The organism is Pseudomonas sp. CHM02, assembly GCF_000612585.1.
Taxonomy (GTDB): Bacteria; Pseudomonadota; Gammaproteobacteria; order Pseudomonadales; family Pseudomonadaceae; genus Aquipseudomonas.
This window is the reverse complement of the sequence record NZ_JFCA01000002.1, coordinates 32,470-58,906: the sequence shown is the minus strand read 5'-3', so window position 1 is coordinate 58,906 and position 26,437 is coordinate 32,470. Positions and strand designations below refer to the sequence as shown.

27 protein-coding genes are annotated in these 26,437 nt (G+C 61.3%); 16 read left to right on the top strand and 11 right to left on the bottom strand.

What is annotated here, in order from left to right; translation table 11 throughout:
* The first annotated feature begins 27 nt into the window (after positions 1–27).
* The 3 genes from ctaD (at position 28) to BM70_RS0101380 (ending at position 3,233) form a co-directional block, all read left to right on the top strand.
* Positions 28–1,614 (top strand): cytochrome c oxidase subunit I, encoded by a 1,587-nt coding sequence (ctaD, locus tag BM70_RS0101390; RefSeq protein ID WP_025854338.1) that lies wholly within the window; start codon positions 28–30, stop codon positions 1,612–1,614.
* A 144-nt stretch (positions 1,615–1,758) separates the two neighbouring features.
* Entirely contained in the window at positions 1,759–2,310 is a 552-nt protein-coding gene (locus BM70_RS0101385) for a cytochrome c oxidase assembly protein (RefSeq protein WP_025854337.1), read from the top strand.
* A gap of 35 nt (positions 2,311–2,345) precedes the next feature.
* Positions 2,346–3,233 carry a cytochrome c oxidase subunit 3 gene (locus tag BM70_RS0101380; RefSeq protein ID WP_025854336.1) on the top strand — a complete coding sequence of 296 codons (888 nt, stop codon included), beginning with the start codon at positions 2,346–2,348 and terminating at the stop codon, positions 3,231–3,233.
* 6 nt (positions 3,234–3,239) lie between these two features.
* Here the strand turns inward: BM70_RS0101380 and BM70_RS0101375 are convergent, their stop codons facing one another.
* On the bottom strand, positions 3,240–3,443 hold the full coding sequence (locus BM70_RS0101375) for a twin transmembrane helix small protein (RefSeq protein WP_012721507.1): 204 nt from the start codon (positions 3,441–3,443) through the stop codon (positions 3,240–3,242).
* A 28-nt stretch (positions 3,444–3,471) separates the two neighbouring features.
* Here BM70_RS0101375 and BM70_RS0101370 point away from each other — a divergent pair, with 28 nt between their 5' ends.
* The 5 genes from BM70_RS0101370 to BM70_RS0101350 are packed head-to-tail and all read left to right on the top strand — an operon-like array spanning position 3,472 to position 7,395.
* Positions 3,472–4,236: an SURF1 family protein gene (locus tag BM70_RS0101370; RefSeq protein ID WP_025854335.1), complete on the top strand. Its 765-nt coding sequence runs from the start codon at positions 3,472–3,474 to the stop codon at positions 4,234–4,236.
* Positions 4,202–4,786: a hypothetical protein gene (locus BM70_RS0101365; RefSeq protein WP_025854334.1), complete on the top strand. Its 585-nt coding sequence runs from the start codon at positions 4,202–4,204 to the stop codon at positions 4,784–4,786. Before BM70_RS0101370 ends, BM70_RS0101365 begins: the two co-directional genes overlap by 35 nt.
* 10 nt (positions 4,787–4,796) lie before the next feature.
* A complete protein-coding gene (locus tag BM70_RS0101360) occupies positions 4,797–5,876 on the top strand; it encodes a heme A synthase (RefSeq protein ID WP_025854333.1) in 1,080 nt (359 codons plus the stop codon).
* On the top strand, positions 5,864–6,763 hold the full coding sequence (gene cyoE / locus BM70_RS0101355) for a heme o synthase (protein WP_025854332.1): 900 nt from the start codon (positions 5,864–5,866) through the stop codon (positions 6,761–6,763). Before BM70_RS0101360 ends, cyoE begins: the two co-directional genes overlap by 13 nt.
* Positions 6,760–7,395, top strand: a complete 636-nt coding sequence (locus BM70_RS0101350) for an SCO family protein (RefSeq protein WP_025854331.1) — start codon at positions 6,760–6,762, stop codon at positions 7,393–7,395. The genes cyoE and BM70_RS0101350 overlap by 4 nt, the downstream gene beginning before the upstream one ends.
* 161 nt (positions 7,396–7,556) lie before the next feature.
* Here BM70_RS0101350 and BM70_RS0101345 read toward each other — a convergent pair whose 3' ends face one another.
* Genes BM70_RS0101345 through BM70_RS0101335 form a run of 3 tightly spaced genes read right to left on the bottom strand, consistent with a single transcriptional unit; the run spans position 7,557 to position 10,059 of the window.
* Positions 7,557–8,327 carry a MetQ/NlpA family ABC transporter substrate-binding protein gene (locus BM70_RS0101345; RefSeq protein WP_025854330.1) on the bottom strand — a complete coding sequence of 257 codons (771 nt, stop codon included), beginning with the start codon at positions 8,325–8,327 and terminating at the stop codon, positions 7,557–7,559.
* A 50-nt stretch (positions 8,328–8,377) separates the two neighbouring features.
* Complete coding sequence (locus BM70_RS0101340) at positions 8,378–9,052, bottom strand: methionine ABC transporter permease (RefSeq protein WP_025854329.1); 675 nt, start codon at positions 9,050–9,052, stop codon at positions 8,378–8,380.
* A complete protein-coding gene (locus BM70_RS0101335; protein ID WP_025854328.1) occupies positions 9,052–10,059 on the bottom strand; it encodes a methionine ABC transporter ATP-binding protein in 1,008 nt (335 codons plus the stop codon). Before BM70_RS0101335 ends, BM70_RS0101340 begins: the two co-directional genes overlap by 1 nt.
* 193 nt (positions 10,060–10,252) lie before the next feature.
* On the opposite strand from BM70_RS0101335, the gene katE reads away from it, so the two are divergent.
* Positions 10,253–12,466, top strand: coding sequence for a catalase HPII (gene katE / locus BM70_RS0101330; RefSeq protein WP_256220862.1), 2,214 nt, complete (start codon positions 10,253–10,255; stop codon positions 12,464–12,466).
* A gap of 68 nt (positions 12,467–12,534) precedes the next feature.
* On the opposite strand, the gene BM70_RS0101325 is transcribed toward katE, so the two are convergent.
* Genes BM70_RS0101325 through BM70_RS0101310 form a run of 4 tightly spaced genes read right to left on the bottom strand, consistent with a single transcriptional unit; the run spans position 12,535 to position 15,340 of the window.
* Positions 12,535–13,254 carry a PA5502 family lipoprotein gene (locus BM70_RS0101325; RefSeq protein ID WP_025854326.1) on the bottom strand — a complete coding sequence of 240 codons (720 nt, stop codon included), beginning with the start codon at positions 13,252–13,254 and terminating at the stop codon, positions 12,535–12,537.
* Between the two features lie 37 nt (positions 13,255–13,291).
* The gene (znuB, locus tag BM70_RS0101320) at positions 13,292–14,080 is read right to left on the bottom strand and encodes a zinc ABC transporter permease subunit ZnuB (protein WP_025854325.1); all 789 of its coding nucleotides are present in this window, start codon (positions 14,078–14,080) and stop codon (positions 13,292–13,294) included.
* Entirely contained in the window at positions 14,073–14,858 is a 786-nt protein-coding gene (gene znuC / locus BM70_RS0101315; RefSeq protein WP_025854324.1) for a zinc ABC transporter ATP-binding protein ZnuC, read from the bottom strand. Before znuC ends, znuB begins: the two co-directional genes overlap by 8 nt.
* Entirely contained in the window at positions 14,858–15,340 is a 483-nt protein-coding gene (locus BM70_RS0101310; RefSeq protein WP_025854323.1) for a Fur family transcriptional regulator, read from the bottom strand. Before BM70_RS0101310 ends, znuC begins: the two co-directional genes overlap by 1 nt.
* A gap of 58 nt (positions 15,341–15,398) precedes the next feature.
* Between BM70_RS0101310 and BM70_RS0101305 the strand changes: the two genes are divergently transcribed.
* Positions 15,399–16,328: a zinc ABC transporter substrate-binding protein ZnuA gene (locus tag BM70_RS0101305; protein ID WP_043274137.1), complete on the top strand. Its 930-nt coding sequence runs from the start codon at positions 15,399–15,401 to the stop codon at positions 16,326–16,328.
* Between the two features lie 123 nt (positions 16,329–16,451).
* On the opposite strand, the gene BM70_RS0101300 is transcribed toward BM70_RS0101305, so the two are convergent.
* Positions 16,452–17,405: a homoserine kinase gene (locus BM70_RS0101300; RefSeq protein WP_025854321.1), complete on the bottom strand. Its 954-nt coding sequence runs from the start codon at positions 17,403–17,405 to the stop codon at positions 16,452–16,454.
* Between the two features lie 56 nt (positions 17,406–17,461).
* Positions 17,462–17,752 carry a DUF2782 domain-containing protein gene (locus tag BM70_RS0101295; protein WP_025854320.1) on the bottom strand — a complete coding sequence of 97 codons (291 nt, stop codon included), beginning with the start codon at positions 17,750–17,752 and terminating at the stop codon, positions 17,462–17,464.
* 74 nt (positions 17,753–17,826) lie between these two features.
* Between BM70_RS0101295 and polA the strand changes: the two genes are divergently transcribed.
* Positions 17,827–20,604: a DNA polymerase I gene (gene polA / locus BM70_RS0101290; protein ID WP_025854319.1), complete on the top strand. Its 2,778-nt coding sequence runs from the start codon at positions 17,827–17,829 to the stop codon at positions 20,602–20,604.
* 271 nt (positions 20,605–20,875) lie between these two features.
* Here the strand turns inward: polA and yihA are convergent, their stop codons facing one another.
* Entirely contained in the window at positions 20,876–21,517 is a 642-nt protein-coding gene (yihA, locus tag BM70_RS0101285; protein WP_025854318.1) for a ribosome biogenesis GTP-binding protein YihA/YsxC, read from the bottom strand.
* 192 nt (positions 21,518–21,709) lie between these two features.
* Between yihA and BM70_RS0101280 the strand changes: the two genes are divergently transcribed.
* The 5 genes from BM70_RS0101280 (at position 21,710) to BM70_RS0101260 (ending at position 26,396) form a co-directional block, all read left to right on the top strand.
* Positions 21,710–22,012, top strand: coding sequence for a cytochrome c5 family protein (locus BM70_RS0101280; protein WP_025854317.1), 303 nt, complete (start codon positions 21,710–21,712; stop codon positions 22,010–22,012).
* 34 nt (positions 22,013–22,046) lie between these two features.
* The gene (locus tag BM70_RS0101275) at positions 22,047–22,658 is read left to right on the top strand and encodes a cytochrome c4 (RefSeq protein ID WP_025854316.1); all 612 of its coding nucleotides are present in this window, start codon (positions 22,047–22,049) and stop codon (positions 22,656–22,658) included.
* A 168-nt stretch (positions 22,659–22,826) separates the two neighbouring features.
* On the top strand, positions 22,827–23,465 hold the full coding sequence (gene dsbA / locus BM70_RS0101270; protein ID WP_025854315.1) for a thiol:disulfide interchange protein DsbA: 639 nt from the start codon (positions 22,827–22,829) through the stop codon (positions 23,463–23,465).
* Positions 23,466–23,475: 10 nt separating this feature from the next.
* On the top strand, positions 23,476–24,354 hold the full coding sequence (locus tag BM70_RS0101265; protein ID WP_025854314.1) for an endonuclease/exonuclease/phosphatase family protein: 879 nt from the start codon (positions 23,476–23,478) through the stop codon (positions 24,352–24,354).
* Positions 24,351–26,396, top strand: a complete 2,046-nt coding sequence (locus tag BM70_RS0101260; RefSeq protein WP_025854313.1) for a GGDEF domain-containing protein — start codon at positions 24,351–24,353, stop codon at positions 26,394–26,396. Before BM70_RS0101265 ends, BM70_RS0101260 begins: the two co-directional genes overlap by 4 nt.
* Positions 26,397–26,437 lie beyond the last annotated feature (41 nt).

Genomic DNA, 26,437 nt, shown 5'->3' with positions numbered 1-26,437 from the left:
CGCCCACTCGCTTGCAGGAGAACGGCCATGAGCGCTGTGATCGATGACCATGGTCATGCCGACCATGCCCACGGCCCCGCCAAGGGCCTGATGCGCTGGGTGCTGACCACCAACCACAAAGACATCGGCACTATGTACCTGTGGTTCGCCTTCACCATGTTCCTGCTCGGCGGCTCGTTCGCCATGGTGATCCGGGCCGAGCTGTTCCAGCCCGGCCTGCAGATCGTCGAGCCGGCGTTCTTCAACCAGATGACCACCATGCATGGCCTGATCATGGTGTTCGGTGCGGTGATGCCAGCGTTCGTCGGCCTGGCCAACTGGATGATCCCGCTGATGATCGGCGCGCCGGACATGGCCCTGCCACGCATGAACAACTTCAGCTTCTGGCTGCTGCCGGCGGCGTTCCTGCTGCTGGTCTCTACGCTGTTCACGCCGGGCGGCGGGCCGAACTTCGGCTGGACGTTCTACGCCCCGCTTTCCACCACCTACGCGCCGGAAAGCGTGACGTTCTTCATCTTCGCCATCCACCTCATGGGTATCAGCTCGATCATGGGCGCGATCAACGTGGTCGCCACCATCCTCAACCTGCGCGCCCCCGGCATGACGCTGATGAAGATGCCGCTGTTCGTCTGGACCTGGCTGATCACCGCGTTCCTGCTGATCGCGGTGATGCCGGTGCTGGCGGGTTGCGTGACCATGATGCTGATGGATATCCACTTCGGTACCAGCTTCTTCAGCGCGGCCGGTGGCGGTGACCCGGTGCTGTTCCAGCATGTGTTCTGGTTCTTCGGCCATCCCGAGGTGTACATCATGATCCTGCCGGCCTTCGGCGCCGTCAGCTCGATCATCCCGACCTTTTCGCGCAAGCCGCTGTTCGGCTACACCTCGATGGTCTACGCCACGGCGAGCATCGCGTTCCTGTCGTTCATCGTATGGGCCCACCACATGTTCGTGGTCGGCATTCCGCTGGTGGGTGAGCTGTTCTTCATGTACGCCACGCTGTTGATCGCCGTACCGACCGGGGTGAAGGTGTTCAACTGGGTCAGCACCATGTGGCAAGGTTCGCTGACCTTCGAGACACCGATGCTGTTCGCCGTAGCGTTCGTGATTCTGTTCACCATTGGCGGTTTCTCCGGGCTGATGCTGGCGATTGCGCCGGCGGACTTCCAGTACCACGACACCTACTTCGTGGTGGCGCACTTCCATTACGTACTGGTACCGGGCGCGATCTTCGGCATCTTCGCCTCGGCCTACTACTGGCTGCCGAAATGGACCGGCCACATGTACGACGAAACCCTCGGCAAGCTGCACTTCTGGCTGTCTTTCGTGGGTATGAACATGGCGTTCTTCCCCATGCACTTCGTCGGGCTGGCGGGCATGCCGCGCCGGGTGCCGGACTACAACCTGCAGTTCGCCGATTTCAACATGGTCTCGTCGATTGGTGCCTTCATGTTTGGTGCTACGCAGATCTTCTTCCTGTTCATCGTGATCAAGTGCATCCGTGGCGGCCCGCCGGCGCCGGCCAAACCGTGGGATGGGGCAGAAGGCCTGGAGTGGAGCATCCCCTCGCCTGCGCCGTACCACACCTTCACGACGCCGCCGGAGGTGAAATGAACACCTTGGTGCAGGCCGACACGGTCTCCTGTGGGAGCTGGCTTGCCTGCGATGAGGATGTGGCAGTGGGTGGATTCGGTGCTTGGCACACCGCTATCGCAGGCAAGCCAGCTCCCACAGAAAATCAAAAGCGGGGTGATCGCCATGGCTGAGTCCGTGCCTATCAAGCGCCTGGTTACTCGGCTGCTCATCCTGGTGGTGGTGATGTTCGCCTTCGGCTTTGCGCTGGTGCCGATCTACGACGTGATGTGCAAGGCGTTCGGCATCAACGGCAAGACCGCCGGGCAGTACGAGGGCGAGCAGGTCGTCGACCCAACGCGGCAGGTGCGGGTGCAGTTCTTGTCCACCAACGCCATCGACATGGTCTGGGATTTCTACGCCAAGGCGGACGAAGTGGTGGTCAATCCGGGCGCGGTGACCGAGATGCTGTTCGTGGCCTACAACCCCACCGACAAACCCATGACTGCCCAGGCCGTACCGAGTATTTCCCCGGCCGAAGCGGCGATGTATTTCCACAAGACCGAGTGCTTTTGCTTCACCCAGCAAGTGCTGCAGCCAGGCCAGCGTATCGAGATGCCCGTGCGTTTCATTGTCGACCGCGACATGCCCAAGGATGTGAAGCATTTGACCCTGGCGTACACGCTGTTTGACATCACTGCGCGCCAACCGCCGGTGGCTGCCCACAGCGGCGGCTAGCTACTGTTTGCCCGCTCAATCAGGAGAGCGAATACATGTCGACTCATGATACGTACTACGTACCGGCGCAAAGCAAATGGCCGATAATTGCCACGATTGGCATGTTGGTCACCGTGTACGGCCTGGCCGTGTGGTTCAACGACCTGAAGGCGGCGCGCCCCGAATCCCACGGCCCGTGGATCTTCTTCGTCGGTGGCCTGCTGGTGGCCTACATGCTGTTCGGCTGGTTCGGCGCGGTGATCAAGGAAAGCCGCGCCGGGTTGTACAGCGCGCAGATGGACCGTTCATTTCGCTGGGGCATGAGCTGGTTCATCTTTTCTGAAGTGATGTTCTTCATCGCGTTCTTTGGTGCCCTGTTTTACGTGCGGCACATGTCCGGTCCGTGGCTGGGCGGCGAAGGCCACAAGGGCATTGCGCACATGCTGTGGCCGAACTTCGAGTTTGCCTGGCCGTTGCTCAACAACCCCGACCCCAAAATGTATCCCGCGCCGGAGGGCACCATCAGCCCTTGGGGCCTGCCGCTGGTCAATACCATTTTGCTGGTCAGTTCCAGTGTGACCATCACCATCGCCCACCATGCGCTGCGCAAAGGCCATCGCGGTGCGCTGAAGCTCTGGCTGGCGATCACGGTGTTGCTGGGCCTGGCATTCCTGGGGTTCCAGGCCGAGGAGTACATCCACGCCTATAAAGAGCTGGGCCTGACCCTGGGCTCGGGCGTGTATGGCGCGACGTTCTTCATGCTCACCGGCTTTCACGGCGCCCACGTCACCATCGGCACGATCATTCTGTTCGTGATGCTGATGCGCATCCTCAGGGGGCATTTCAATGCCGAGCACCAGTTCGGCTTCGAGGCGGCCAGTTGGTATTGGCACTTTGTGGATGTGGTGTGGATCGGGCTGTTTTTCTTCGTCTATGTGCTGTGAGCCGACTTACCACGGTGCATGAGAAACCAGCTGGCCGCTGAAAAAGCCCCAGGTGATCAACGCCAGGGTGATCACGGCCAGTACGACACGCACGGTCAAGGCAGTGACGAGGCGGTTGGAGTTGCCCTCGTCCTTGACCAGGAAGAACAAGCCACTGAACAGGCTCACGACGGTCGCGATCAGCATCAGGGCAATAGCGGCTTTGAGCATGGTCGGGCTCCAATGGGATGGGCGGGCAATGAAAACAAGTATAGCCAGCGCCGCAAAACGCTTTCGTCCAGGGATCGCACCCACCTTAGTGGTGCTGGTACTGCTGCCGTTGATGGTAGGCCTGGGGTTCTGGCAACTCTCTCGCGGGCATGAAAAGCAACGGCTGGTCGACAGTTACACCGAGCGGCGTGCGGCGGATCCGATCAGCAGTGTGCAACTCAACGACATGGCTGACCCGGCCTTTCGCCGCGTGCGGCTACGCGGGCAATTGGATGCCGAACACAGCATTTTCCTCGATAACCGCATGCGCGACGGCAAGGCCGGCGTAGAGCTGCTGCAGCCTTTCCACGACCAGGCCAGCGGCCTGTGGCTGTTGCTCAATCGCGGCTGGTTGCCCTGGCCGGACCGGCGCACGCCTCCCGTCTTCAGCACGCCTGAGCAACCCTTGAACCTGGATGCCTGGGTGTATGTCGCCCCCGGCGAAACCTTCCAACTGCACGCCGACCCGGCGGGTGCGCAATGGCCGCGGCTGCTCACGGCGCTGCACCCTGTCGCGTTGTGGGCGGAACTGGGGCGCAGCGGTTTCGCCTACGAGCTGCGGGCCGAAGCCGGCCCGGGCACCTACGAAACCACTTGGCCGATCGTGGCCATGGGGCCGGAAAAACACTTGGCGTATGCCGTGCAGTGGTTCGCCATGTCGCTGGCCCTGCTGGCGCTTTATCTCTACCTCGGATGGCACAACAAAAAGGAGAAGCCCCATGGGAGCGGCCATGAATCCACTCAACATGTCTGAGGTGCCTGATCGGCGCAAAGGCCGTTGGCAGCTGATTCTGATCCTGATGATGGTGATCGGCCCGATGGCGTTGGCCACCTTCATGTACAAGCTGCAGTTCTGGGTGCCGGCAAGTCGCAGCTACCATGGCGAAATGATCGGCAACGGCCAGACCCGCGCCGACATTGGCGTGCAGGCCGATGAGCAACGTTGGCAGCTGCTGGTCACCGCGCCCGCCGCGTGCGCTGCGGATTGCCAGCAACTGGTGTATCTCGCGCGGCAATTGCAGATTGGCCTGGGGCGCGATGCCTCCCGCGCCAGCCATGCCTTGGCCAGTGCGCAGCCGCTTGCCAGCGACTATGACGCCAAGCTCAAGGCCGAATACCCGCAACTGCAACGCTACTCGCTGGACCTGTCGACCTTCAGCAAAAACGCCGGTGCACCGAGCGATGCGCAGCTGTGGATCGTCGATCCCCACGGCAACCTGGTACTGCGCTACGACGCCAAGGTCAAGGGCAAGGACTTGCTCAACGACCTGCGTCACCTGCTGAAACTGTCCAACATCGGATAAGGGCATCGTCATGGCCAAACCTGGATTTCGCCTCGCGTTGTTTGCCACCTTGCTGGCGCTGATCGTCGTGCTGCTCGGCGCTTATACGCGCCTGACTCACGCCGGCCTCGGTTGCCCGGACTGGCCCGGTTGCTACGGCTTTATCAGCGTGCCCAACACCGAAGCCCAACTGGCCCATGCCGAGTTGCATTTCCCCGATACACCGGTGGAGGCAGACAAGGGCTGGGCCGAAATGACGCATCGCTACTTTGCCGGCACCCTGGGTTTGCTGATCGTGCTGCTGGCCGCGCGCTCGTGGAGTCATCGGCGCGATCCTGGCCAGCCGGTGAAGTTGCCGCTGTTCGTACTGGCTGTGGTGTTCGCCCAGGCGGCGTTTGGCATGTGGACGGTGACGTTGAAGCTGTGGCCCCAAGTGGTGACGGGGCATTTATTGGGCGGCTTTGCGACCTTGAGCCTGCTGTTTCTGCTGACCCTGCGCCTGTCTGGCGTGCTACCCGCCTTGATCGTGCCCAAGCGCCTGCAATATTGGGCGACTGCCGGCCTGGTGCTGGTGATCGGCCAGATTGCGTTGGGCGGCTGGGTCAGTTCCAACTACGCGGCGGTGGCCTGTATCGACTTGCCGACGTGCCATGGCGAGTGGTGGCCGGCGGCGGACTTTGCCAACGGCTTCCACCTGACTCAACACATCGGCCCCAATTATCTCGGTGGTCAACTCGACAGCGAGGCGCGAACGGCCATCCATCTGACCCACCGCATTGGCGCGGTACTGGTCACGCTGGTGCTGTCGGGCCTGGCCTGGCAGTTGCGCGCCGTGGGCATGACCCGACTCGCGGGGCTGCTGTTGATCGCGCTGGCGGCGCAAATCTGCCTGGGCCTGAGCAACGTGTATTTCCATCTGCCGTTGCCGGTTGCGGTCGGGCATAACGCTGGCGGTGCGGCGTTACTGCTGACGCTGGTGCTGGTCAACTATCACGCCCGCACCAGCCTGGTCCGGGTGCGCAACCAGCTGCCATTTGGCTGGCGTTTTATCCCGCGCAAACAGGTATCGGGCCTCATGACTCTTAAAGGAGAGATGCCATGGCGACCTTGATCGGCGCGCGCCACCGCCAGGCGATCTGGCGTGATTACCTGGAGCTGACCAAGCCGAAGGTGGTGGTGCTGATGCTCATCACCTCGCTGGTGGGGATGTTCCTGGCGACCCGTGCCGGCGTGCCGTGGACGGTGCTGGTGTTTGGCAACCTGGGGATTGCCCTGTGCGCGGGCGGCGCGGCGGCGGTCAATCATGTGGTGGATCGGCGTATCGATGCGGTGATGGCGCGCACTCACAAGCGGCCACTGGCGGAGGGACGGGTATCGCCGCTGGCGGCATTGGCGTTTGCATTGTTTCTGGCTGTTGCAGGATTGGCCCTGTTGCTGGCGTTCACCAACCCGCTGGCGGCTTGGCTGACGCTGGCCTCGCTGCTCGGTTATGCGGTGATCTACACCGGCTTTCTCAAGCGTGCGACGCCGCAGAATATCGTCATCGGTGGCCTGGCCGGCGCTGCGCCGCCACTGCTGGGCTGGGTGGCTGTCACCGGACATATCAGCGCCGAACCCCTGTTGCTGGTGCTGATCATCTTCGCTTGGACCCCGCCGCACTTCTGGGCCCTGGCTATCCATCGCAAGGAGGAATACGCCAAGGCCGATATTCCGATGCTGCCGGTCACCCATGGCGAGCACTACACCAAGGTGCACATCCTGCTCTACACCTTCGCCCTGCTGGCAGTGAGCCTGATGCCCTATGTGATCCATATGAGCGGCATGCTGTACCTTGCCTGTGCGCTGGTATTGGGCGGGCGCTTTCTGCAATGGGCCTGGGTGTTGTACCGTGGCGGTCGGCCGCACGCGGCGATCAACACCTTCAAGTACTCTATCTGGTACTTGCTGCTGCTGTTTATCGCCCTGCTCGTAGACCACTACTTACTGTTGAACCTATGACTCGAACTCAAAAGACTGTCTTCATCCTGGTGGCCCTGGTGGCATTGATCATGGGCCTGACCGTTAACAAAGTGCTCTCGGGCAAGGGCCAGGGCGACCCCACCGCCTTGATCGACGCCGGCATCATCCTGTTGCCGCAAAGCCGTCAGTTGCCGCCAGTGACAATGACCAACCAGGAGGGGCAGCCGGTGGTGGTCAACGAATTGAAAGGCAAGTGGAGCCTGCTGTTCTTCGGCTACACCTTTTGCCCTGACATCTGCCCGACCACCCTCGCCCAACTGCGCCAGATCAAGAGCGAGCTGCCCAAGGAGGCAGTGGACAAGCTGCAGGTGATCCTGGTCAGCGTCGACCCGAACCGCGATACACCGACCCAGCTCAAGCAGTACCTGGGCTATTTCGATCCGCAGTTCCAGGGCCTGACCGGCGCGAATGTGGAGGAGGTGCAGAAGGTCTCGAATGCCGTCAGCATTCCGTTCATCCCGGCCGACACCAGCAAGCCTAATTACACCGTGGACCACAGTGGCAACCTGGCGTTGATCGGGCCGGATGGAACACAGCGTGGGTTTATCCGGGCGCCGTTGAACAATCAGAAGCTGGTAGCGCAATTGCCCGGCTTGCTCCAGCGTAAATAAGTCGGACGCCAACCCAGCCAGCACCACAAAACAAATGTGGGAGCTGGCTTGCCTGCGATAGCGGTGTGCCAGTCAACATCTTCGTCGACTGATACACCGCATTCGCGAGCAAGCCCGCTCCCACATTTTTTGATCTCCAGTGTTTGGGAGATCGAGTCAGGTCAGAACGCCGGCTTGATCGCGCCTTTGTACTTCTCTTCGATGAATTGCTTCACTTCAGGCGTGTGCAGGGCTGCAACCAGCTTCTTCACGGCGTCCGAGTCCTTGTTGTCTTCGCGGGTCACCAGGATGTTCACGTAAGGCGAGTCGCTGCCTTCGATGACCAGTGCATCCTTGGACGGATCCAGCTTGGCTTCCAGCGCGTAGTTGGTGTTGATCAGCGCCAGGTCGACCTGGGTCAGCACGCGCGGCAGGGTGGCGGCTTCCAGTTCGCGGAATTTCAGGTCTTTTGGGTTGGCGGTGATGTCCTTGATGGTCGACAGGATGTTGGTCGGGTCCTTCAGGGTGATCAGGCCGTTCTTGGCCAGCAGCAGCAATGCACGGCCGCCGTTGGTAGCGTCGTTGGGGATCACCACGTTGGCGCCGCTAGGCAGCTCGTCCAGCTTCTTGTACTTGCTGGAGTAGGCGCCCAGGGGCTCCAGGTGCACGGCGCCGACGCTCACCAGGTGAATGCCCTTGGCTTTGTTGAACTCATCCAGGTATGGCTGGTGCTGGAAGAAGTTGGCGTCCAGGCGCTTTTCGGCGACTTGTACGTTTGGCTGCACGTAGTCGGTGAAGACTTTGACCTGCAGGTCCACGCCTTCTTTAGCGAGGGCAGGTTTCACGAATTCGAGGATTTCTGCGTGGGGAACCGGCGAAGCGGCGACCGTGAGGGTCTCGGCGTGGGCGGAAAACGCGGCAACGGCGGCGAAAGCAACCAGTAGTTTTTTCATCCAACAAGCTCCTTGTTCGGGCATGGGCCGGCGGGGGCCGGCCATGGCCGTTATTTTCGAGAAAAATGCACCACCAGCTTGTCGCCGACGGTTTGCAGAATTTGCACCAGGATCAACAGCATCACCACCGTGACCACCATGACATCGGTCTGGAAGCGCTGGTAACCGAAACGGATCGCCAGGTCGCCCAGGCCACCGGCACCGACCACGCCGGCCATTGCCGTGTAGGACACCAGTGTAATCGCCGTCACCGTAATCGCCGCGAAAATGCCCGGACGGGCTTCAGGCAGCAAGGCGTTGGTGATGATCTGGCGTGTGCTGGCGCCCATGGATTGCGTGGCTTCGATGATGCCGCGGTCCACTTCGCGCAGGGCAGTTTCCACCAGGCGCGCAAAGAACGGCGTTGCGCCCACTACCAGCGGTGGGATCGCACCGGCGACGCCCAGCGAAGTGCCGGTGATAAGCACGGTGAACGGGATCATCACGATCAGCAGGATGATGAACGGCAGCGAACGCAGGATATTCACGATCAGCGACAGCAGCGCGTACAGGCCCTTTTGTTCGAACAATTGGCGCGGACTGGTCAGGAACAGCAGCACACCCAGCGGCAGGCCCAGTATTACGGTGAAGAACAGCGAACCGAACAGCATGGTCATGGTGTCGCCAGTGGCCAGCCAGATTTCGGACCAGTCGATATTGGCGAAGAAACTCAACAGGACTTCCATTAGCGCAGGACCTCCATGTGGACGTCAGCGGCGGTGAAGCGCGCAAACGCGGCGTCCATGTCGCCGCCGGTGACGGCGAGGGTCAGTTGCCCGTAGGGAATGTCTTTGATGCGGTCGATACGACCGGCGAGGATGCTGTAGTCCACACCCGTTTCACGGGCGACAGTACCCAGCAGCGGCGCGTAGGTCGCTTCCCCCTGGAACGTCAGGCGCACAATGCGGCCCGGCACGTGGGCGAAGTCATCGCGCTGCTCGCCTTCGTCGACCTGCTCGGCTTCTTGCACGAAACGCTTGGTGGTCGGGTGCTTGGGGTGCAGGAATACGTCGGCCACCGAGCCTTGCTCGACGATCACGCCGGCGTCCATCACGGCCACCTGGTCGCACACGCGGCGGATCACGTCCATTTCATGGGTGATCAGCACGATGGTCAGCTTCAGCTCGCGGTTGATCTCGGCCAGCAGTTGCAGCACCGAAGCGGTGGTCTGCGGGTCCAGGGCGCTGGTGGCTTCGTCGCACAACAGAATCTTTGGCTTGGTCGCCAGGGCGCGGGCGATGCCGACGCGCTGCTTCTGGCCACCGGACAACTGCGCCGGGTACTTCCTGGCGTGGTCCGAGAGGCCGACACGGGCGAGCAGCTCTGCAACGCGCTGGTCAATTTCCTTGCGCGACAGTTCGCCAGCCAGGGTCAGCGGCAGCGCCACGTTGTCGGCAACGGTCTTGGAGGCCAGCAGGTTGAAGTGCTGGAAGATCATCCCGACCTGCTGGCGGAAACGGCGCAGGCCGTTGGCGTCCAGTGCGGTGACTTCTTCGCCATCCACCTTGATCTGGCCGCCACTCGGTTCTTCGAGGCGGTTGATCAGGCGCAGCAGGGTGCTTTTACCCGCACCGGAGTGGCCGATCAGGCCGAACACCTGGCCATTTTCGACACTCAAGCTGGTGGAGTGCAGCGCGGGAATATCCTTACCGGCGACGCGGTAGGTTTTATGGACGTTATGAAACTCGATCACGTAGCGAACCTTGTGGGGCGCATGGAAAAGGGATCAGCGGTTAGCCGGGCGCGCATTTTAGCCTGTCCGTATAGCGTTTCTTAGCATTTATTTCGCATTCAACCAGCGATTTGGCAATAACGCGATCAAAGGTCATAAAAAAGGAACGGCCCAAAACCCCATCAGTCACTACTTAAGCAACTCGATTTCCCAGGTGCCGTGCCTGGGGTTTTGCTCAAACGAGCCGGGGACCGCTCTGGCCACTTTGAATAAGGAGTTTTGTCTGATGAGTACCAAGAAGCCAGCCGCCCCGCCGAAGAGCGAACTTGCGGGCACCGATACCCTGGACCGTGGCAACACCAACGCCAAGCTGCAGGCCCTGGAGGCGTTCCGTTCCGACGCGACCGGCCAGGCCCTGCGTACCAACCAAGGCGTGAAGATTTCCGACAACCAGAACACTCTGAAAGTTGGCTCCCGTGGCCCCTCGCTGCTGGAAGACTTCATCATGCGTGAGAAAATCACGCACTTTGACCATGAACGCATCCCGGAGCGCATCGTGCATGCCCGCGGTACTGGCGCCCATGGTTATTTCCAGACGTACGAGAACCATTCGGCGCTGAGCAAAGCCGGGTTCCTGCGCAACCCCGAGCACAAAACCCCGGTGTTCGTGCGTTTCTCCACCGTACAGGGCCCGCGTGGGTCAGGCGATACGGTGCGCGACGTGCGTGGTTTTGCCGTGAAGTTCTTCACCGACGAAGGTAACTTCGACCTGGTGGGCAACAACATGCCGGTGTTTTTCATTCAGGACGCCATCAAGTTTCCTGACTTTGTGCACGCGGTAAAACCTGAGCCGCATAACGAAATTCCTACTGGCGGCTCGGCCCACGATACGTTCTGGGATTTTGTGTCGCTGCAGCCAGAGTCGGCGCATATGGTCCTGTGGGCAATGTCCGACCGTGCCATTCCGAAAAGCCTGCGCGCCATGCAGGGGTTCGGTATTCACACCTTCCGCCTGATCAATACCGAAGGTAAGTCGAGCTTCGTGAAATTTCATTGGCATCCCAAAGTGGGCACATGCTCCCTGGTGTGGGACGAGGCGCAAAAGCTTGCTGGTAAGGATACCGACTACCACCGTCGCGACCTGTGGGAAGCGATCGAGGGCGGCGACTACCCCGAGTGGGAGCTGGGTGTGCAAATCGTCGCGGAAGAAGACGAACACAAATTCGACTTCGACCTGCTCGACCCGACCAAGATCATCCCTGAAGAGCTGGTGCCGATTACGCCACTGGGCAAGATGGTGCTTAACCGTAACCCGGACAACTTCTTCGCCGAAGTCGAGCAGGTCGCCTTCTGCCCGGGCCACATCGTGCCGGGGATCGACTTTACCAACGACCCACTGCTGCAAGGCCGCCTGTTTTCCTACACGGACACCCAGATCAGCCGTCTCGGAGGCCCGAACTTTCATGAACTGCCGATCAATCGGCCGGTAGCGCCGTTCCATAATGGCCAGCGCGACGCCCAGCATCGCACCGTGATCGACAAGGGGCGTGCGGCGTACGAGCCTAATTCGATTGATGGCGGTTGGCCGAAAGAGACGCCGCCAGCGGCTCAGGACGGCGGTTTCGAAACCTATTACGAGCGCGTCGATGCCAATAAGGTGCGTGAGCGCAGTGAGTCGTTCGGCGATCACTTCTCCCAGGCCACGCTGTTTTTCCACAGCATGAGCCATCACGAGAAAGAGCACATCATCGCCGCCTACAGCTTCGAGCTGGGTAAGGTCGAGCGTGAGTTCATCCGTGCCCGTCAGGTCAACGAGATCCTGGCCAATATCGATCTGGAACTGGCCAAGCGTGTGGCACAGAACCTGGGCTTGCCGGCGCCGACCAAAGGCACTGTAGCGCCACGCAAGACCTCGCTGAAGGCGTCGCCGGCGCTGAGCCAGGTGAACCTGCTCTCAGGCGATATCAAGACGCGCAAAGTGGCGATTCTTGCAGCGAATGGTGTTGATGGTGCTGCGATTGATGCATTGAAAAAGGCACTGGAAGCAGAAGGTGCGCACGCCAAGCTGCTGGGGCCAACCTCGGCGCCGGTGAAGACGGCCGATGGCAAGAGCCTGAAGGTGGATGCGTCGATGGAAGGCATGCCGTCGATTGCGTTTGACGCTGTGTTTGTCCCGGGTGGGAAGGACTCGGTGAAAGCCTTGAGCGGTGACGGGGTGGCGTTGCACTTCCTGTTGGAGGCGTACAAGCACCTGAAGGCGATTACCGTGGCCAGTGACGCCAAGCCATTGCTGGATCTGTTGAAGCTTGAGACGGATGCGGGCTTGATCGTGGGGTCGGATGCCAAGGCGTTCAAGGCATTTTTTGCGGCGATTGCCCAGCATCGGGTCTGGGATCGTGAGCCGAAAGCCAAGGCGATTCCGGCTTAAGACCGCTGTCGCCGGCAAGCCGGCTCCTACAGGTTGTGGGTAGGAGCCGGCTTGCTGGCGATGCTTTTTTATTCCGCCTTGCGCGGAATCAGCACAACCTGCGCCGGAATCTTCTTCAGGATCTGCCGGTGAATCTTCAGGTCATAGCCGGAATCGATACGCTTCACCCGCTTGGTCAGCAATGTGGCCAGCCACGGGTAATCCTCCGTGCGCGGCGCCTGGATGCTCACATCGCACTGGTAGTTCACCACGTCGGTGGCAATTGCATCCAGCTGGTGGCGCAGTTCTTCGATATTGGTGAGGTTCAGCGCCACTGTGGTGCTGGGCGCCGCCGGGTCGATGACCTTGGCGGCAGGCTTGGCTTCGGCGGCTTTCAGGGCGGCCTCGGCTTTGTCCAGCTCGGCTTTGCGGGCGTGAGTAATGGCGCTGTTTACGCCGCCGGTCAGTGCGGGGGCCTTGGGCATCAGCGCTCGGGCACGACTCAGGGCGGTGGCGGCGGCGTTTACATCACCCTTTTGCAGCACGACCTGGCTGCGCTGCAGGTAGGCTTCCGCCAGTTGACGCTGATAGGTTTCCAGCGTCGGGTCATTGGGCGATTGGGCCTGCAGCGCGGCCAGCTGGTCTTCGGCCGTGGCCAACTCGCTGCTGGCCAGGTTTTGCTCCAACTGCGCGATGGCGGCAGCGCGTGCGTCCGGAGCCTCGGGGGCGGCGGGCGGTGTGCTTTGACAGGCGCCCAGCAGCAGGGAAAATGCGGCAAGGAGCAGATAACGGGAGGTGAACAGCTTCATTCCTGCGACTCTCTATTTGCGCAAAAAGCGAGCAAGTCTACACCCCTCGACGGGGCAGGACAAAACTCAGCAGAAACAGGGCGGCGGCCGTGACCACAATCGATGGGCCGGCCGGCGTGTCCTTGAACCAGGACAACGCCAAGCCCCCGCACACTGCAAACATCCCCAACACGCTGGCGCCAATCGCCATTTGCTCAGGCGAACGGGCATGGCGCTGGGCAGCCGCTGCCGGGATGATCAACAGCGACGTGATCAACAATACGCCCACTATCTTCATCGCGACAGCAATCACCACGGCGATCAACAGCATCAGGGCCATGCGCAGGCTCGGCACGGGCAAGCCTTCGACCGTGGCCAACTCTTCATGCACGGTGATCGCCAGCAATGGCCGCCACAGGGCAACCAGCAACACCAGCACAGCCGCACTGCCGCCGAGGATCCACGCCAGATCAGTGGTGCTGATCGCCAGCAGATCACCGAACAGGTAGGCCATCAGGTCGATGCGCACTTCGTGCATGAAGCTCAGCACCACCAGGCCCAGGGACAGGGTGCTCGGCGCCAGGATACCCAGCAAGGTGTCGGAGGCCAGCGGCTGGCGCTGTTGCAGGGTCACCAGCAGCACCGCCAGGAGCAGGCAGCCCACGGTCACCGCGATGGTCGGGCTCACATCGAGCAAGAAGCCCATGGCCACGCCCAGCAGGGCCGCGTGGGACAATGTGTCACCGAAATAGGCCATGCGCCGCCAGACCACGAACGAGCCCAGCGGGCCCGCCACCAGTGCCAGAGCCAAGCCTGCCAGCAGGGCGTAGAGCAGAAAATCAGCCATGCTTGCAGCTATCTCCATGAACGTGGGTGTGGGGTGTGGCGGGGTCATCAACCACGGCGCCATGCAAGTCATGGGCGTGATCGTGATGGTGGTGGTAGATCGCGAGGCTCTGGGCGTTCTTGCCGAACAGCTCGACGAACGCCGGGTCGCCGCTGACCTGCTCCGGGTGGCCGGAGCAGCACACGTGGCGGTTGAGGCACACCACTTGGTCAGTGGTGCTCATCACCAGGTGCAAATCGTGGGAGACCATCAGCACGCCGCAACCATGGCGGTCGCGCAAGCGGGTGATCAGGCTGTACAGCTCGGCCTGGCCGGCGACGTCGACGCCTTGCACGGGCTCATCCAGCACCAGCAGTTCCGGCTCGCGCAACAGGGCGCGGGCCAGCAGCACGCGCTGCATTTCGCCGCCGGAGATGCTTTGCACCGGGCTGTCGATCACCTGTTCGGCGCCGACTTCCTTGAGCGCTGCCTGGGCGCGGGTGCGGTCCACGCCCGGCACCAGGCGCAGGAAGCGCAATACAGAGAGAGGCAGTGTCGGGTCCACGTGCAGCTTCTGCGGCATATAGCCGACGCGCAGCTTGGGTTTGCGCCAGACGCTGCCGGTGTCGGGCTTGAGCAGGCCGAGTACGGCGCGCACCAGGGTAGTCTTGCCGGCGCCGTTGGGGCCGATCAGGGTGACGATCTGCCCAGGCTCCACGCTCAGTGCGATGTTATCCAGCACGTTTTGCCCGGCGAACGTGACCCCGACCTGTTCCAGGCGGATTAACGCGTTGCTCATCAAGCCCCCTGGCAGCCCGAGCACAGGCCGACCACTTCGACCGTTTGCCCTTCGACCCGGAAGCCGACCTCGGCAGAACTTTTGATGATGGCGTCGCTGATGCTTTTTTGTTCAAGCTCGATGGCGGCGTGGCACTCGCGGCAGATCAGGAACTGGCCCTGGTGCGCGTGTTCCGGGTGGCTGCAACCGACGAAGGCGTTCAGCGAGGCGATGCGGTGCACCAGGCCGTTTTCCAGCAGGAAGTCCAGCGCGCGGTAAACGGTCGGCGGTGCCGCGCGACGGCCATCTTGCTCGCTGAGCACGCCGAGAATGTCATAGGCGCCCAGCGGCTTGTGGCTCTGCCACACCAGTTCCAGCACGCGGCGACGCAAAGCGGTCAGGCGCAACCCCTTCTGAGTGCACAGGGTGTCGGCCTCCGACAGCGCGGTATGCACGCAGTGAGAGTGGTCGTGGGGACGGCTGGCAAGCGGTGTTTTAGGCATGAGCGGCGACAGATATTTGATAGAGACGTTATTATGTTACCCGTTCCTACGCCATTGAGTGGTCATCGTGTCCCGACTTTTTCCCGTTTTTGTCGTATTTGTCACCAGTTTGTTCATCACTGGCGCCGCTCAGGCCGAGGTCAAGGTGCTGACCAGCATTAAGCCATTGCAGTTGATTGCCGCTGCTGTGCAGGACGGTGTGGCCGTTCCGGAAGTGCTGTTGCCGCCGGGTGCATCGCCGCATAACTACGCCTTGCGCCCATCCGACGTACGGCGCGTGCAGTCGGTGGACCTGTTGTACTGGATCGGCCCGGACATGGAGAGTTTCCTGCCACGTGTGCTGAAAGGCCGTACGGCAGCGACTGTAGCCGTGCAGGACCTGCCAGGCATGAAGCTGCGTCGTTTCGCCGAAGATAGCCACTCCCACGCCGACGATGCTGACGAACACGACCACGATCACCTCCCAGGCAGCCTGGACGCGCACCTGTGGCTATCGTCCGTCAACGCTCGGGTGATTGCAGCGCGTATGGCGGCTGACCTGGCCGCCGCCGATCCAGCCAATGCCGCCCGTTACCAGAGTAACGTGAAGGCCTTCGATGAACGCCTGGATGCCCTTGACGCACGTTTGAAAGCGCGCATGGCGCCGATTGCAGGCAAGCCTTACTTCGTCTTCCACGAAGCCTTCGATTATTTTGAAGACGCCTACGGCCTCAAGCACGCCGGCGTGTTCAGCGTGGCAGCCGAAGTGCAGCCGGGTGCACAGCATGTGGCGGCGATGCGCACGCGGCTGCAGGAGGTGGGCAAGACGTGCGTGTTCAGTGAACCGCCGTTGCGTCCGCGTCTGGCTGAAACGCTGGTCTCCGGTTTGCCGGTGAAACTGGCGGAATTGGATGCGTTGGGCGGTTACACCCCGGCTACCGCTCAGGGTTATGAGCAGGTGTTGGAGAAGCTTGGTAACGACCTGGCCGGGTGCCTGGAGTCGTTGTAGCAGATGGCGCAGATCTAATGTGGGAGCTGGCTTGCCTGCGATTGCGGTGGGCCTGCGACGACATTGCTGGCTGACCTGACGCTATCGCAGGCAAGCCAGCTCCCACAATGACCGAGTTGGGCTTTAGAGGGCGAACGGCAGTTGGATCGTGACCTGCTGGCGTTGTGCCAAGCGATGCTCGAACTCCGCCGGGTCATGGATCAGTACGTCCTGTCCGGCAAATGACTCGGCCGCGATCAGCCGTGACAACCAGAACCGCACACAGGCCACGCGCAGCATCGTCGGCCACAACTCGGCTTCCTTCGCGGTAAACGGTCGAAGACCTGCATAGGCTCCCAGCAATGCCCGGGCGCGTTGCCCATCAATCACGCCATCGGCGTCCGAGCACCAGTCATTCAGGGCGATCGCCACGTCGTACAGCATCGGGCCGGAGCAGGCGTTGTAGAAGTCGATCAGGCCCGTGAGATGCGTGCCTTCGAACATCGCGTTATCGCGGAACAGGTCGGCGTGCACGTTGGCGCGCGGCAGGGCGAGGATCTGCGCCTTGTGCGCGCCGATCTCCGCCAGTGCATCTTGCAGCAGGCGCTGCTGTGCGTCGTTCAGGTGCGAAATCAGCTGCGCGCCTTCGCTGAGCATCCAGTCCAGGCCGCGATCGGTCTTGCGCTCCAGGACCTTTTCGCCTTGCGTCGCCAGGTGCAGGTGGCCAAGCAGGTCGCCCACCTGGGCGCAGTGCTGGGCGTTGGCATCCTTGATGTGCTTGCCGGCCAGGCGCGGTTGCAGCAGCGCCGGTTTACCCTTCAATTCGCGCAATGCCACTCCATCGGTGGTGCGCAGCGCATAGGGCACGGGCAGGTCGGCGTCGTGGAGTACGTCGAGCAGTTCGATGAAGAACGGCATTTCCGCGACCGGGCCGCGCTCGACCAGGGTCAGGACGAATTCGCCCTGTTCCAGGCTGATAAAGAAATTGGTGTTTTCGCTACCGGCGGCAATCCCCTGGAAGTCGATCAGGCGGCCGAGCCCGTAAGGGGCGAGAAAGGTTTCCAGCTCGGGCCGAGCCAGGGGGGTGAACACAGACATGGTTAAAACTGCCAGTACGGGCGCCGCGGTGCGCGGCGCCAATTGAAGTTAAGAAATCATTTCCATTCGAAGATCTTCCATGACGGGATCAGCATATCCGGCTGGTCAGAGCGGATGAAGTTCGCATCGGTTCCGTCCGCGCGCACCAGGAAATAAGGCGGTGCGCCTTTTACCGTCACCTTGATCGCGTACAGGAAACCGTTTTGGCGGTACTCCTGGATAGTCCTGTCGCCTTCCGTGCGAATGGTCACTTCCGGATCGCCCCCAGGCGCATCGTCTGCCGCCATGGCAGCCATCGGAGCGAGTGCGATCAAGCCGGTCAACAGCAGGCGATTGAATGTACGCATGATAACCTTGTCCCTTTGTCGTCATTGGTCCGGCTATTCTAGCGCCTGACCCGCCGAAAAGGTTGATTCTGCTCATGAGCCAAGCACCCCTCGTCCTGGTGGACGGTTCTTCATATCTGTACCGCGCCTTCCACGCGCTGCCACCGCTGACCACCTCCAAAGGCCTGCCCACCGGCGCGGTCAAGGGCGTGTTGAACATGCTCAAAAGCCTGCGCAAGCAGTACCCGGACAGCCCGTTCGCGGTGGTGTTCGACGCCAAGGGTGGGACCTTTCGCGATGACATGTACGCCGAATACAAGGCCAATCGTCCCAGCATGCCCGATGACATGCGCCTGCAGATCGAGCCCCTGCACCAGAGCGTGATCGCCCTGGGCTTCCCGCTGCTGTGCGTCGAAGGCGTCGAAGCCGATGACGTGATCGGCACCCTGGCCCGCAGCAGTGCGGCCGCTGACCGCCCGGTGGTGATTTCCACCGGCGACAAGGACATGGCACAACTGGTCGACGGGCACATTACCTTGGTCAACACCATGACCGGTAGTTCGATGGACATCGAGGGCGTGAAGGAGAAATTCGGTGTCGCTCCCGAGCAGATCATCGACTATCTGGCGTTGATGGGCGATTCGTCCGACAACATTCCGGGGGTTCCCGGCATTGGTCCGAAGACCGCGTCCGGGCTGCTCGTAGGCGTGAATGGTGGCCTCAAAGAGCTGTATGAGCAGTTGGATATTGTGCCGACTCTGCCTATCCGGGGCGCGAAGACGCTGCCGGCCAAGCTGGAAGAACACAAGGAGATGGCATTCCTGTCTTATCAGTTGGCGACGATCAAGGTCGATGTGCCGCTGGACGTGGGCCTGGACGATCTGCACCTGATCGAGCCGGACCGTGAAAAACTGCTGGAGCTGTACACGCTGCTCGAATTCAAGAGCTGGTATGAAGAGATCCAGCGCGATGCCAAGCGCGTGGAGCTCAAGGCTGCTCCTGTTGTTGAAGAAGTCGTTGAAGTGGTGGCGCCCGCAGAGGCCACTTACACCACCATCCTCGACCAGGCGACGCTCGATACCTGGTTGAAGAAGCTCAACGACGCGACGTTGTTTGCCTTCGACACCGAAACCACCGGTATCGATGCCCAGCAGGCACAGCTGGTGGGTGTTTCCTTCTCGATCCAGCCCCACGAAGCCGCCTACATCCCGCTGACCCACTCCTACATCGGCGCGCCGGAGCAGTTGGACCGCGACACCGTGCTGCTGGCCCTGAAACCGCTGCTGGAAGACCCGACCAAGCTCAAGGTCGGCCAGCACGCCAAGTTCGACATGAACATCCTGGCCAACTGCGCCATCGGCGGCGATCCGGCACACGGCATTACCGTGCGGGGCATTGCCTTCGACACCATGCTCGAATCCTACGTACTGAACGCCACCGCAACGCGGCATGACATGGACAGCCTGGCCAAGAAGTACCTGGACTACGACACCGTCAGTTTCCAGGACATCGCCGGCAAGGGTGCCAAGCAACTGACCTTTGACCAGATCGCACTGGAGCAGGCCGGCCCTTATGCGGCGGAAGATGCCGATGTGACCTTGCGACTGCACCAGGCGCTGTTTGCGCAACTGACAGCCATCCCGAGCCTGGCCAGTGTGCTCACGGATATCGAGATTCCGCTGGTGCCGGTGCTGGCGCGTATCGAGCGCCAGGGCGCGCTGGTCGACAAGGACCTGTTGGGCATCCAGAGTATCGAGCTGGGCAACAAGATGGTCGAACTGGAGCGCCAGGCTTTTGAGATCGCCGGCGAAGAGTTCAACCTGGGTTCGCCCAAGCAGCTCGGCGCGATCCTGTATGAAAAGCTCGGCCTGCCGGTGCTGAAGAAAACCGGCAAGGGCCAGGCGTCGACCGCCGAAGAAGTGCTGGCCAAGCTGGCCGAAGACGACTACCCGCTGCCCAAGGTGCTGATGCAGTACCGCAGCATGAGCAAGCTCAAAAGCACGTACACCGATCGCCTGCCGGAACAGATCAACCCGCGTACCGGGCGTATTCACACCTCCTATCACCAGGCGGTGGCGGCGACCGGGCGTTTGTCTTCCAGTGATCCGAACCTGCAGAACATCCCAGTGCGCACCGCCGAAGGGCGGAGGATTCGCCAGGCGTTCATTGCGCCCAAGGGTTACAAATTGCTGGCGGCGGACTATTCGCAGATCGAGCTGCGGATCATGGCGCACCTGTCGAAGGACGAAGGGTTGATGAATGCCTTCCGTCACAACCTCGACGTACACACGGCCACGGCGGCCGAGGTATTCAAGGTTGAACTGGGCGAGGTCACCTCTGACCAGCGCCGCAGCGCCAAGGCGATCAACTTCGGTTTGATCTATGGCATGGGTGCGCAGAAGCTGGGCAAGGACATTGGCGTCGATACCAAGACGGCCAAGGCGTACATCGATGTGTATTTCGCCCGTTACCCAGGCGTTCGCGAGTACATGGAGCGCACCCGTGCCCAGGCGTCCGACCAGGGCTATGTCGAAACCTTCTTCGGTCGCCGCCTCTACTTGCCGGATATCCACTCCAACAAGCCACAGGAACGCGCGGCCGCCGAGCGCACCGCGATCAACGCGCCGATGCAGGGCACGGCGGCGGATATCATCAAGAAAGCCATGGTGCTGGTGGACAACTGGCTGACCGACTCAGGCCTGGATGCCAAGGTGATCCTGCAAGTGCACGATGAATTGGTCCTGGAGGTGCGTGAGGACCTGGTGGCCGAAGTCAGCGAGAAGATTCGCGAGCACATGAGTGCTGCTGCGCAGTTGGATGTGCCGCTGCTGGTGGAAGTGGGCGTGGGCGATAACTGGGACGAAGCGCACTGATTCCGAGGGCTTTGCCATCACCTTGCGTGGTGGCAGAGTGCTTTAGTCCAGAAGTCGCCGTCAGTTATTTCCAATAGTTTTTTGAGCCTGCCGGAACTTAACCCGTGAACTGCTACTCAGAGTTACTGAATGGGTGGTGAAGCCCTTCAATGCTCCTATGTTGTGTTAAGTGTTGGCAGATATCTGGACCCCGCCCTAGCGGTCCGGAACTTGAACCCCGAACTTCCCCTCCCCATACGAAGTCCGGGGTTTTTTTTTGCCCGCGGAAAAGTTACTCCGCGATTTCCGCGCCCTTGTCCGCCAACTCCATCCAGCCGGCCAGCACGGTGTAAGCCTCTTCCAGGCCCATGCGTTTCGGCGCCGAGAACAGCTGGATGGTGATCGCATCACCCCAACCTTTACGAATTTCGGACTGCACTTTGAGCAGGGTGTTCTTGGCGGCGCCGTAGGTGAGCTTGTCGGCCTTGGTCAGCAGGATATGCATCGGCATGCCGCTGGCGACGGCCCAATCGAGCATCAGCAGGTCGAAATCGGTCATCGGATGGCGGATGTCCATCATCAGAATCAAACCCTTCAAACTCTCCCGGCCACCCAGGTAAGCCTCCAGGTGACGCTGCCAGTGCAGCTTCAGCGGGATAGGTACTTTTGCGTAACCGTAGCCCGGCAGGTCGACCAGACGCCGATCATCGTCTAGCTTGAAGAAATTGAGGAGTTGCGTGCGGCCCGGGGTTTTCGAGGTGCGCGCCAGGCTGGCGTGAGTCAGGGTGTTCAGCGCGCTGGATTTACCGGCGTTGGAACGACCGGCAAAGGCGACTTCAAAGCCTTCGTCATCGGGGCATTGGTCAACTTTGGCGGCGCTGAGCATGAACGTGGACTGTTGGCACAGGCCGAGGATGGGATTCTTGAGTTGCATGAGTTTTCCGATGTGGGCGGTGCCGAGAAAGGGTGCGGCAAGCGGTGTCGTTTCCGTTTCAGTAGCGCCAGTATATAATGCCGCAGATTTTGTGTGTGCTTTGTCCCAGCGAAGGATGAAGTTCACGGGAGCGATAGACCTTTATTGCGCATTAGAACGCAAAACGCTCTCAAACCCTGAAATGGTCGACGTATGACCAAGTGGTTGCTCGCTATCGGTGTCCTGGTTCCGCTTTATGGCGCTCAGGCTACACAGGATCCGGAAGCGGTGTACAACCGAGTTTGCGTGGCTTGCCATGCCGGCCAGTTGCCGAATGCCCCGAAGCGGGGGGATCAGGCAGCCTGGGCGCCAAGACTGGCGCAGGGCATGGACACGTTGGTGCAACACGTGACCCAGGGTTTCAAGGCAATGCCGCCGCGTGGTTTGTGCATGGACTGCAGTACTGAGGATTACCAGGCCATCATTGAATTGATGGTGAGTAAACCCGGTAGATAACTCTTAAACCCCTTAGCCGTAGTTGGATTAGCTGATGAACAAACTGATCGTGAGTCTGCTGTTGACCTTGGGCATCACCGGTGTTGCCCATGCTGCAGGCGACGCTACAGCGGGCCAGGCGAAAGCCGCCGTGTGTGGTGCTTGCCATGGACCGGATGGTAATAGCCCGGCGCCGAACTTCCCCAAACTGGCGGGCCAGGGTGAACGTTACCTGACCAAGCAACTGCACGACATCAAGGACGGCAAGCGAACGGTGCTGGAAATGACCGGCCTGCTGACCAACCTCAACGATCAGGACCTGGCGGACCTCGCGGCGTATTTTGCCAGCCAGAAAGGCAGTGTGGGAGCTGCTGATCCGAAATTGGTCGCCCGTGGAGAAAAACTGTTCCGCGGCGGCGACCTGGACAAGGGCCTGCCTGCCTGCACCGGTTGCCACTCGCCAAATGGCGCAGGGAATGCGGCCGCAGGCTTCCCGCATCTGAGTGGCCAGCACGCTACCTACATCGCCAAGCAGTTGACCGATTTCCGCAAGGAAGAAGCTGGCCGTGCCAACGATGGCGACGCCATGACCATGCGCACGATCGCCCGCAAGCTGAGCGACGAAGATATTGCGGCGATCTCCAGTTACATCCAAGGCCTGCACTAAGGGCCTGCAACGTTAACGCTCGATTAATCCATCGATGCAAGCATAAAAAGGGTGGCTCAGGCCGCCCTTTTTTGTGGCCGCTGCCGTTACACTAACGAACTCATGCCCGCGTAGACCTGTCACAACCAAAGGTCGCGTGAGGCGACTTTATTTGTCCAGGAGTAAAGCATGCGTAATCTGATCCTCAGCGCCGCTCTCGTCACTGCCAGCCTCTTCGGCATGACCGCACAAGCTGCCGATAATGTGCCGCTTGAAGCCGGTAAAACCTACGTTGAATTGGCCAATCCTGTACCGGTGTCGGTACCGGGCAAGATCGAAGTGGTGGAGCTGTTCTGGTACGGCTGCCCGCATTGCTACGCCTTTGAACCGACCATCAACCCATGGGTCGAGAAACTGCCTTCTGATGTGAACTTCAAGCGTATTCCCGCCATGTTCGGCGGCCCATGGGATGCCCACGGCCAGTTGTTCCTGACCCTGGAAGCCATGGGTGTGGAGCACAAGGTCCACAACGCCGTATTCGACGCGATCCAGAAACAAGGCAAGCGCCTGACCAAGCCAGACGAAATGGCTGACTTCGTGGCTACCCAGGGTGTCGACAAGGACAAGTTCCTGGCGACCTTCAACTCCTTCGCTATCCAGGGCCAGATCAAGCAGGCCAAGGAACTGGCGCAGAAGTACGGCGTGCAAGGCGTTCCAACCATGATCGTCAACGGCAAATACCGTTTCGACCTGGGCACCTCCGGTGGTCCTGAGCAGACCCTCAATGTTGCCGACCAGCTGATCGCCAAAGAGCGCGCAGCCAAGTAAGGGGTCCGTCATGCGCCGCTGGGGTACTGAACGTGTGGTTGGCTTGCATGATCCGCAGGTCAACGAACATCACCTGGAGTCTACGGGCCTGCCGGCGGACAGCCGCCTGCGCCTGCTGAGCTTCAATATCCAGGTGGGCATCAGCACCGAGAAGTACCGGCACTACCTCACCCGTGGCTGGCAGCACTTGCTGCCCCACAACGGGCGGGCCGGCAACCTGCAAAAGATCGGCAACCTGTTGAACGACTTCGACCTGGTTGCCCTGCAGGAAGCCGATGGCGGCAGCATGCGTTCCGGTTACATCAACCAGGTGGAGCATCTGGCCCAGCTCGGCGCCTTTCCCTACTGGTACCAGCAACTCAATCGCAACCTCGGGCGCCTGGCACAACACAGCAATGGCGTGCTCAGCCGCTTGAAGCCCTCTGCCATCGAAGACCACCCGCTGCCAGGCCCCAAGGGCCGGGGTGCGATCCTTGTGCGTTTTGGCGAAGGCCCGGAGGCCTTGGTGGTAGTGATGATGCACCTGGCGTTGGGTGCGCGCACCCGCACTATGCAACTGGCCTACATCCGAGAGCTGATTGGCAATTACAAACATCAGGTGCTGATGGGGGACATGAACACCCACGCCAGCGACCTGTTGCAGAATTCTCCGTTGCGCGACCTCGGGCTACTGGCACCGCAAGCCGAAGCCACGTTTCCCAGCTGGCGCCCGCAACGCTGTCTTGACCATATCCTGCTCAGTCCTACCCTTACACTCGAGAGTGTGCAGGTGCTGGCGCAGCCCATCTCCGATCACCTGCCGGTCGCGGTAGAGATTCGTCTGCCGGGTTCGCTCACGGCTGATGCATTACCCGCGTTGAGCCCCGGCCCTCGCGGACCCCTTGCATGAGCGACGACGCCCAGCGCTGGAAAGAGAAGTACCTCAAAAGCATCGAGCAACAAGAAAAGCTCGAACGCCGTTGGGCCGCCCGCCTCGACCTGCTACGCCGTGGGCTGGTGCGCAGCACGCTGGCTGCCGAGGGCACCGACCGCGCGGTCGACCAATGCATGAAGGAAATGCGCGATGTTGTCCGTACCGATGATATGGACGCCGCCCTCGCGGCCTTGCTGCCGCGCCTGGAAAAAGCCGTACTGGATTCGGAGCAGCGCCGCGAAACCCGGGTCGACCAGATCAGCACCGCGCTGACCTCCCTGGTCACACAACTGCAGAGGCTGCCTCTGCCTCGTGAGGTGGCCAGGCCGCTGAAGACGTTTGCCAAGCAGTTGGACGGTCGGGTCAGCCAGGCCCGTGAGATTCCGCTGCTGCTCAGTGAATTGAGCGGCCTGCAAGGTCAGGCGCTGAACAACCTGGAGCCGGACGGCGAAACCACGCGGCCAGGGCCTGGGCTTCTGCAGCGCTTGTTTGGTTCCAAGGACGTCGCGAACGAGGCGGTGGCAAGCGAGCCAGCGCCCGGCCCTGCTCCGCAACCCGCAGCGGCCAAGCCTATCGCCGAGCCTGCTCAGTCCGAGCAGTCAGAAGAACTGACGCAAGCCTTGCGCGCCTTTGCGCCGCAGCCTCGAGAAAAGGTTGCCCTCGCAATCGAGCCGGCCGCCCTCGCCAAGGTTGCCGATGCTACCAGCGAAACGTTTGTCTACGAGCCCCCCGCTCAAACTGCTCCGGTTGAAGTGCCCGTGGCGCGTGTCGCGCCCGAATCTCAGGCCGAAGACACTGCACCGGAAAGCGCCCTCGCCGCCTTCATCGAAACACCAGACGTTCAGGTCGAAGCCCTGGATGAGACCGTCATCGGTAGCCTGTCGCTCCCGCCCGTGCTGGAGGTCGAGCGGGCCGACCCTGACGAGTTGCAAGCGGACGGCCCGTATTCCCTGCCCGACTCGCCGGAGCCGTCCTACAGCTCCGTGGCCAAACACATTGAAGACACCCTGCTTGGCCTGCTGGAAGAGCTGTCGCTGCCCGAGCGCCACCGGCCCCAGGCCGAAGCCATGCGTGAGCGTCTGGCCCATGGCTTGAATTGGTATGAACTGCTGCCGATCCTCGACGACCTGGCGGTCTTGATGCTGGCGATCACCGACAGCGGCCAGCATGAGTTCGAGGCTTACCTCAAGCAGCTCAACGAGCGCCTTGAAGCGTTCCAGGGGCATTTGCAGGTGGCCAGCGATGGTCATGCCGATAGCCGTTCGGCCGCGCGCGAGTTGGACACGCAAATCCGCGAACAGGTCGACGGCCTGCAAAGCAGCGTGCAGGAGGCCGCCGACCTGGACAGCCTCAAGCACGTACTGGAAAGCCACCTCGAAGGCCTGCTCGGGACCATGGACGTGCACCAGCAACAGCGTGACCAGCGCGAGCAGGAAACGGCGGCGCGCCTGAAAGGCTTGGCCGAGCGGGTTGCCAATATGGAGCAGGAAGCCCAGGGCTACCGCGAGCACCTGGAGGTACAGCGCCAGAAGGCCTTGATCGATCCGCTCACGGGCCTGCCCAACCGCGCTGCCTGGAGCGAGCGGCTCGATCAGGAGGTCAACGCCTGGCACCAGCGTGGCAACAGCCTCTCGCTGACGATGCTGGACCTCGATCACTTCAAGCGCATCAACGATGGCTACGGCCACCTGGCGGGCGACAAGGTACTGAAAATCATCGCCAACGTGTTGCGCAAGCGCCTGCGCCCGACCGACTTTATCGCGCGCTTTGGCGGCGAAGAGTTTGTGTTGCTGATGCCTGACTCAGCCTTGGCGGATGCCCTGGCAGTGGGCGAAGTGTTGCGGGCAGCGATTGAAGCATGCCCGTTTCACTTCAAGGGCGAGCCGGTGACGATCACGGTGTCCATGGGCGTGGCGCAGTTCCTGCCGGGAGAGCGCAGTGACCTGGCGCTCAAGCGTGCCGATGCGGCGCTGTATCGGGCCAAGGCTGCGGGGCGCAACCAGGTCCAGGCGGCCTAAAAGATGTTCCATTTTGTAATTTGACGGCTGGGTCACAATCG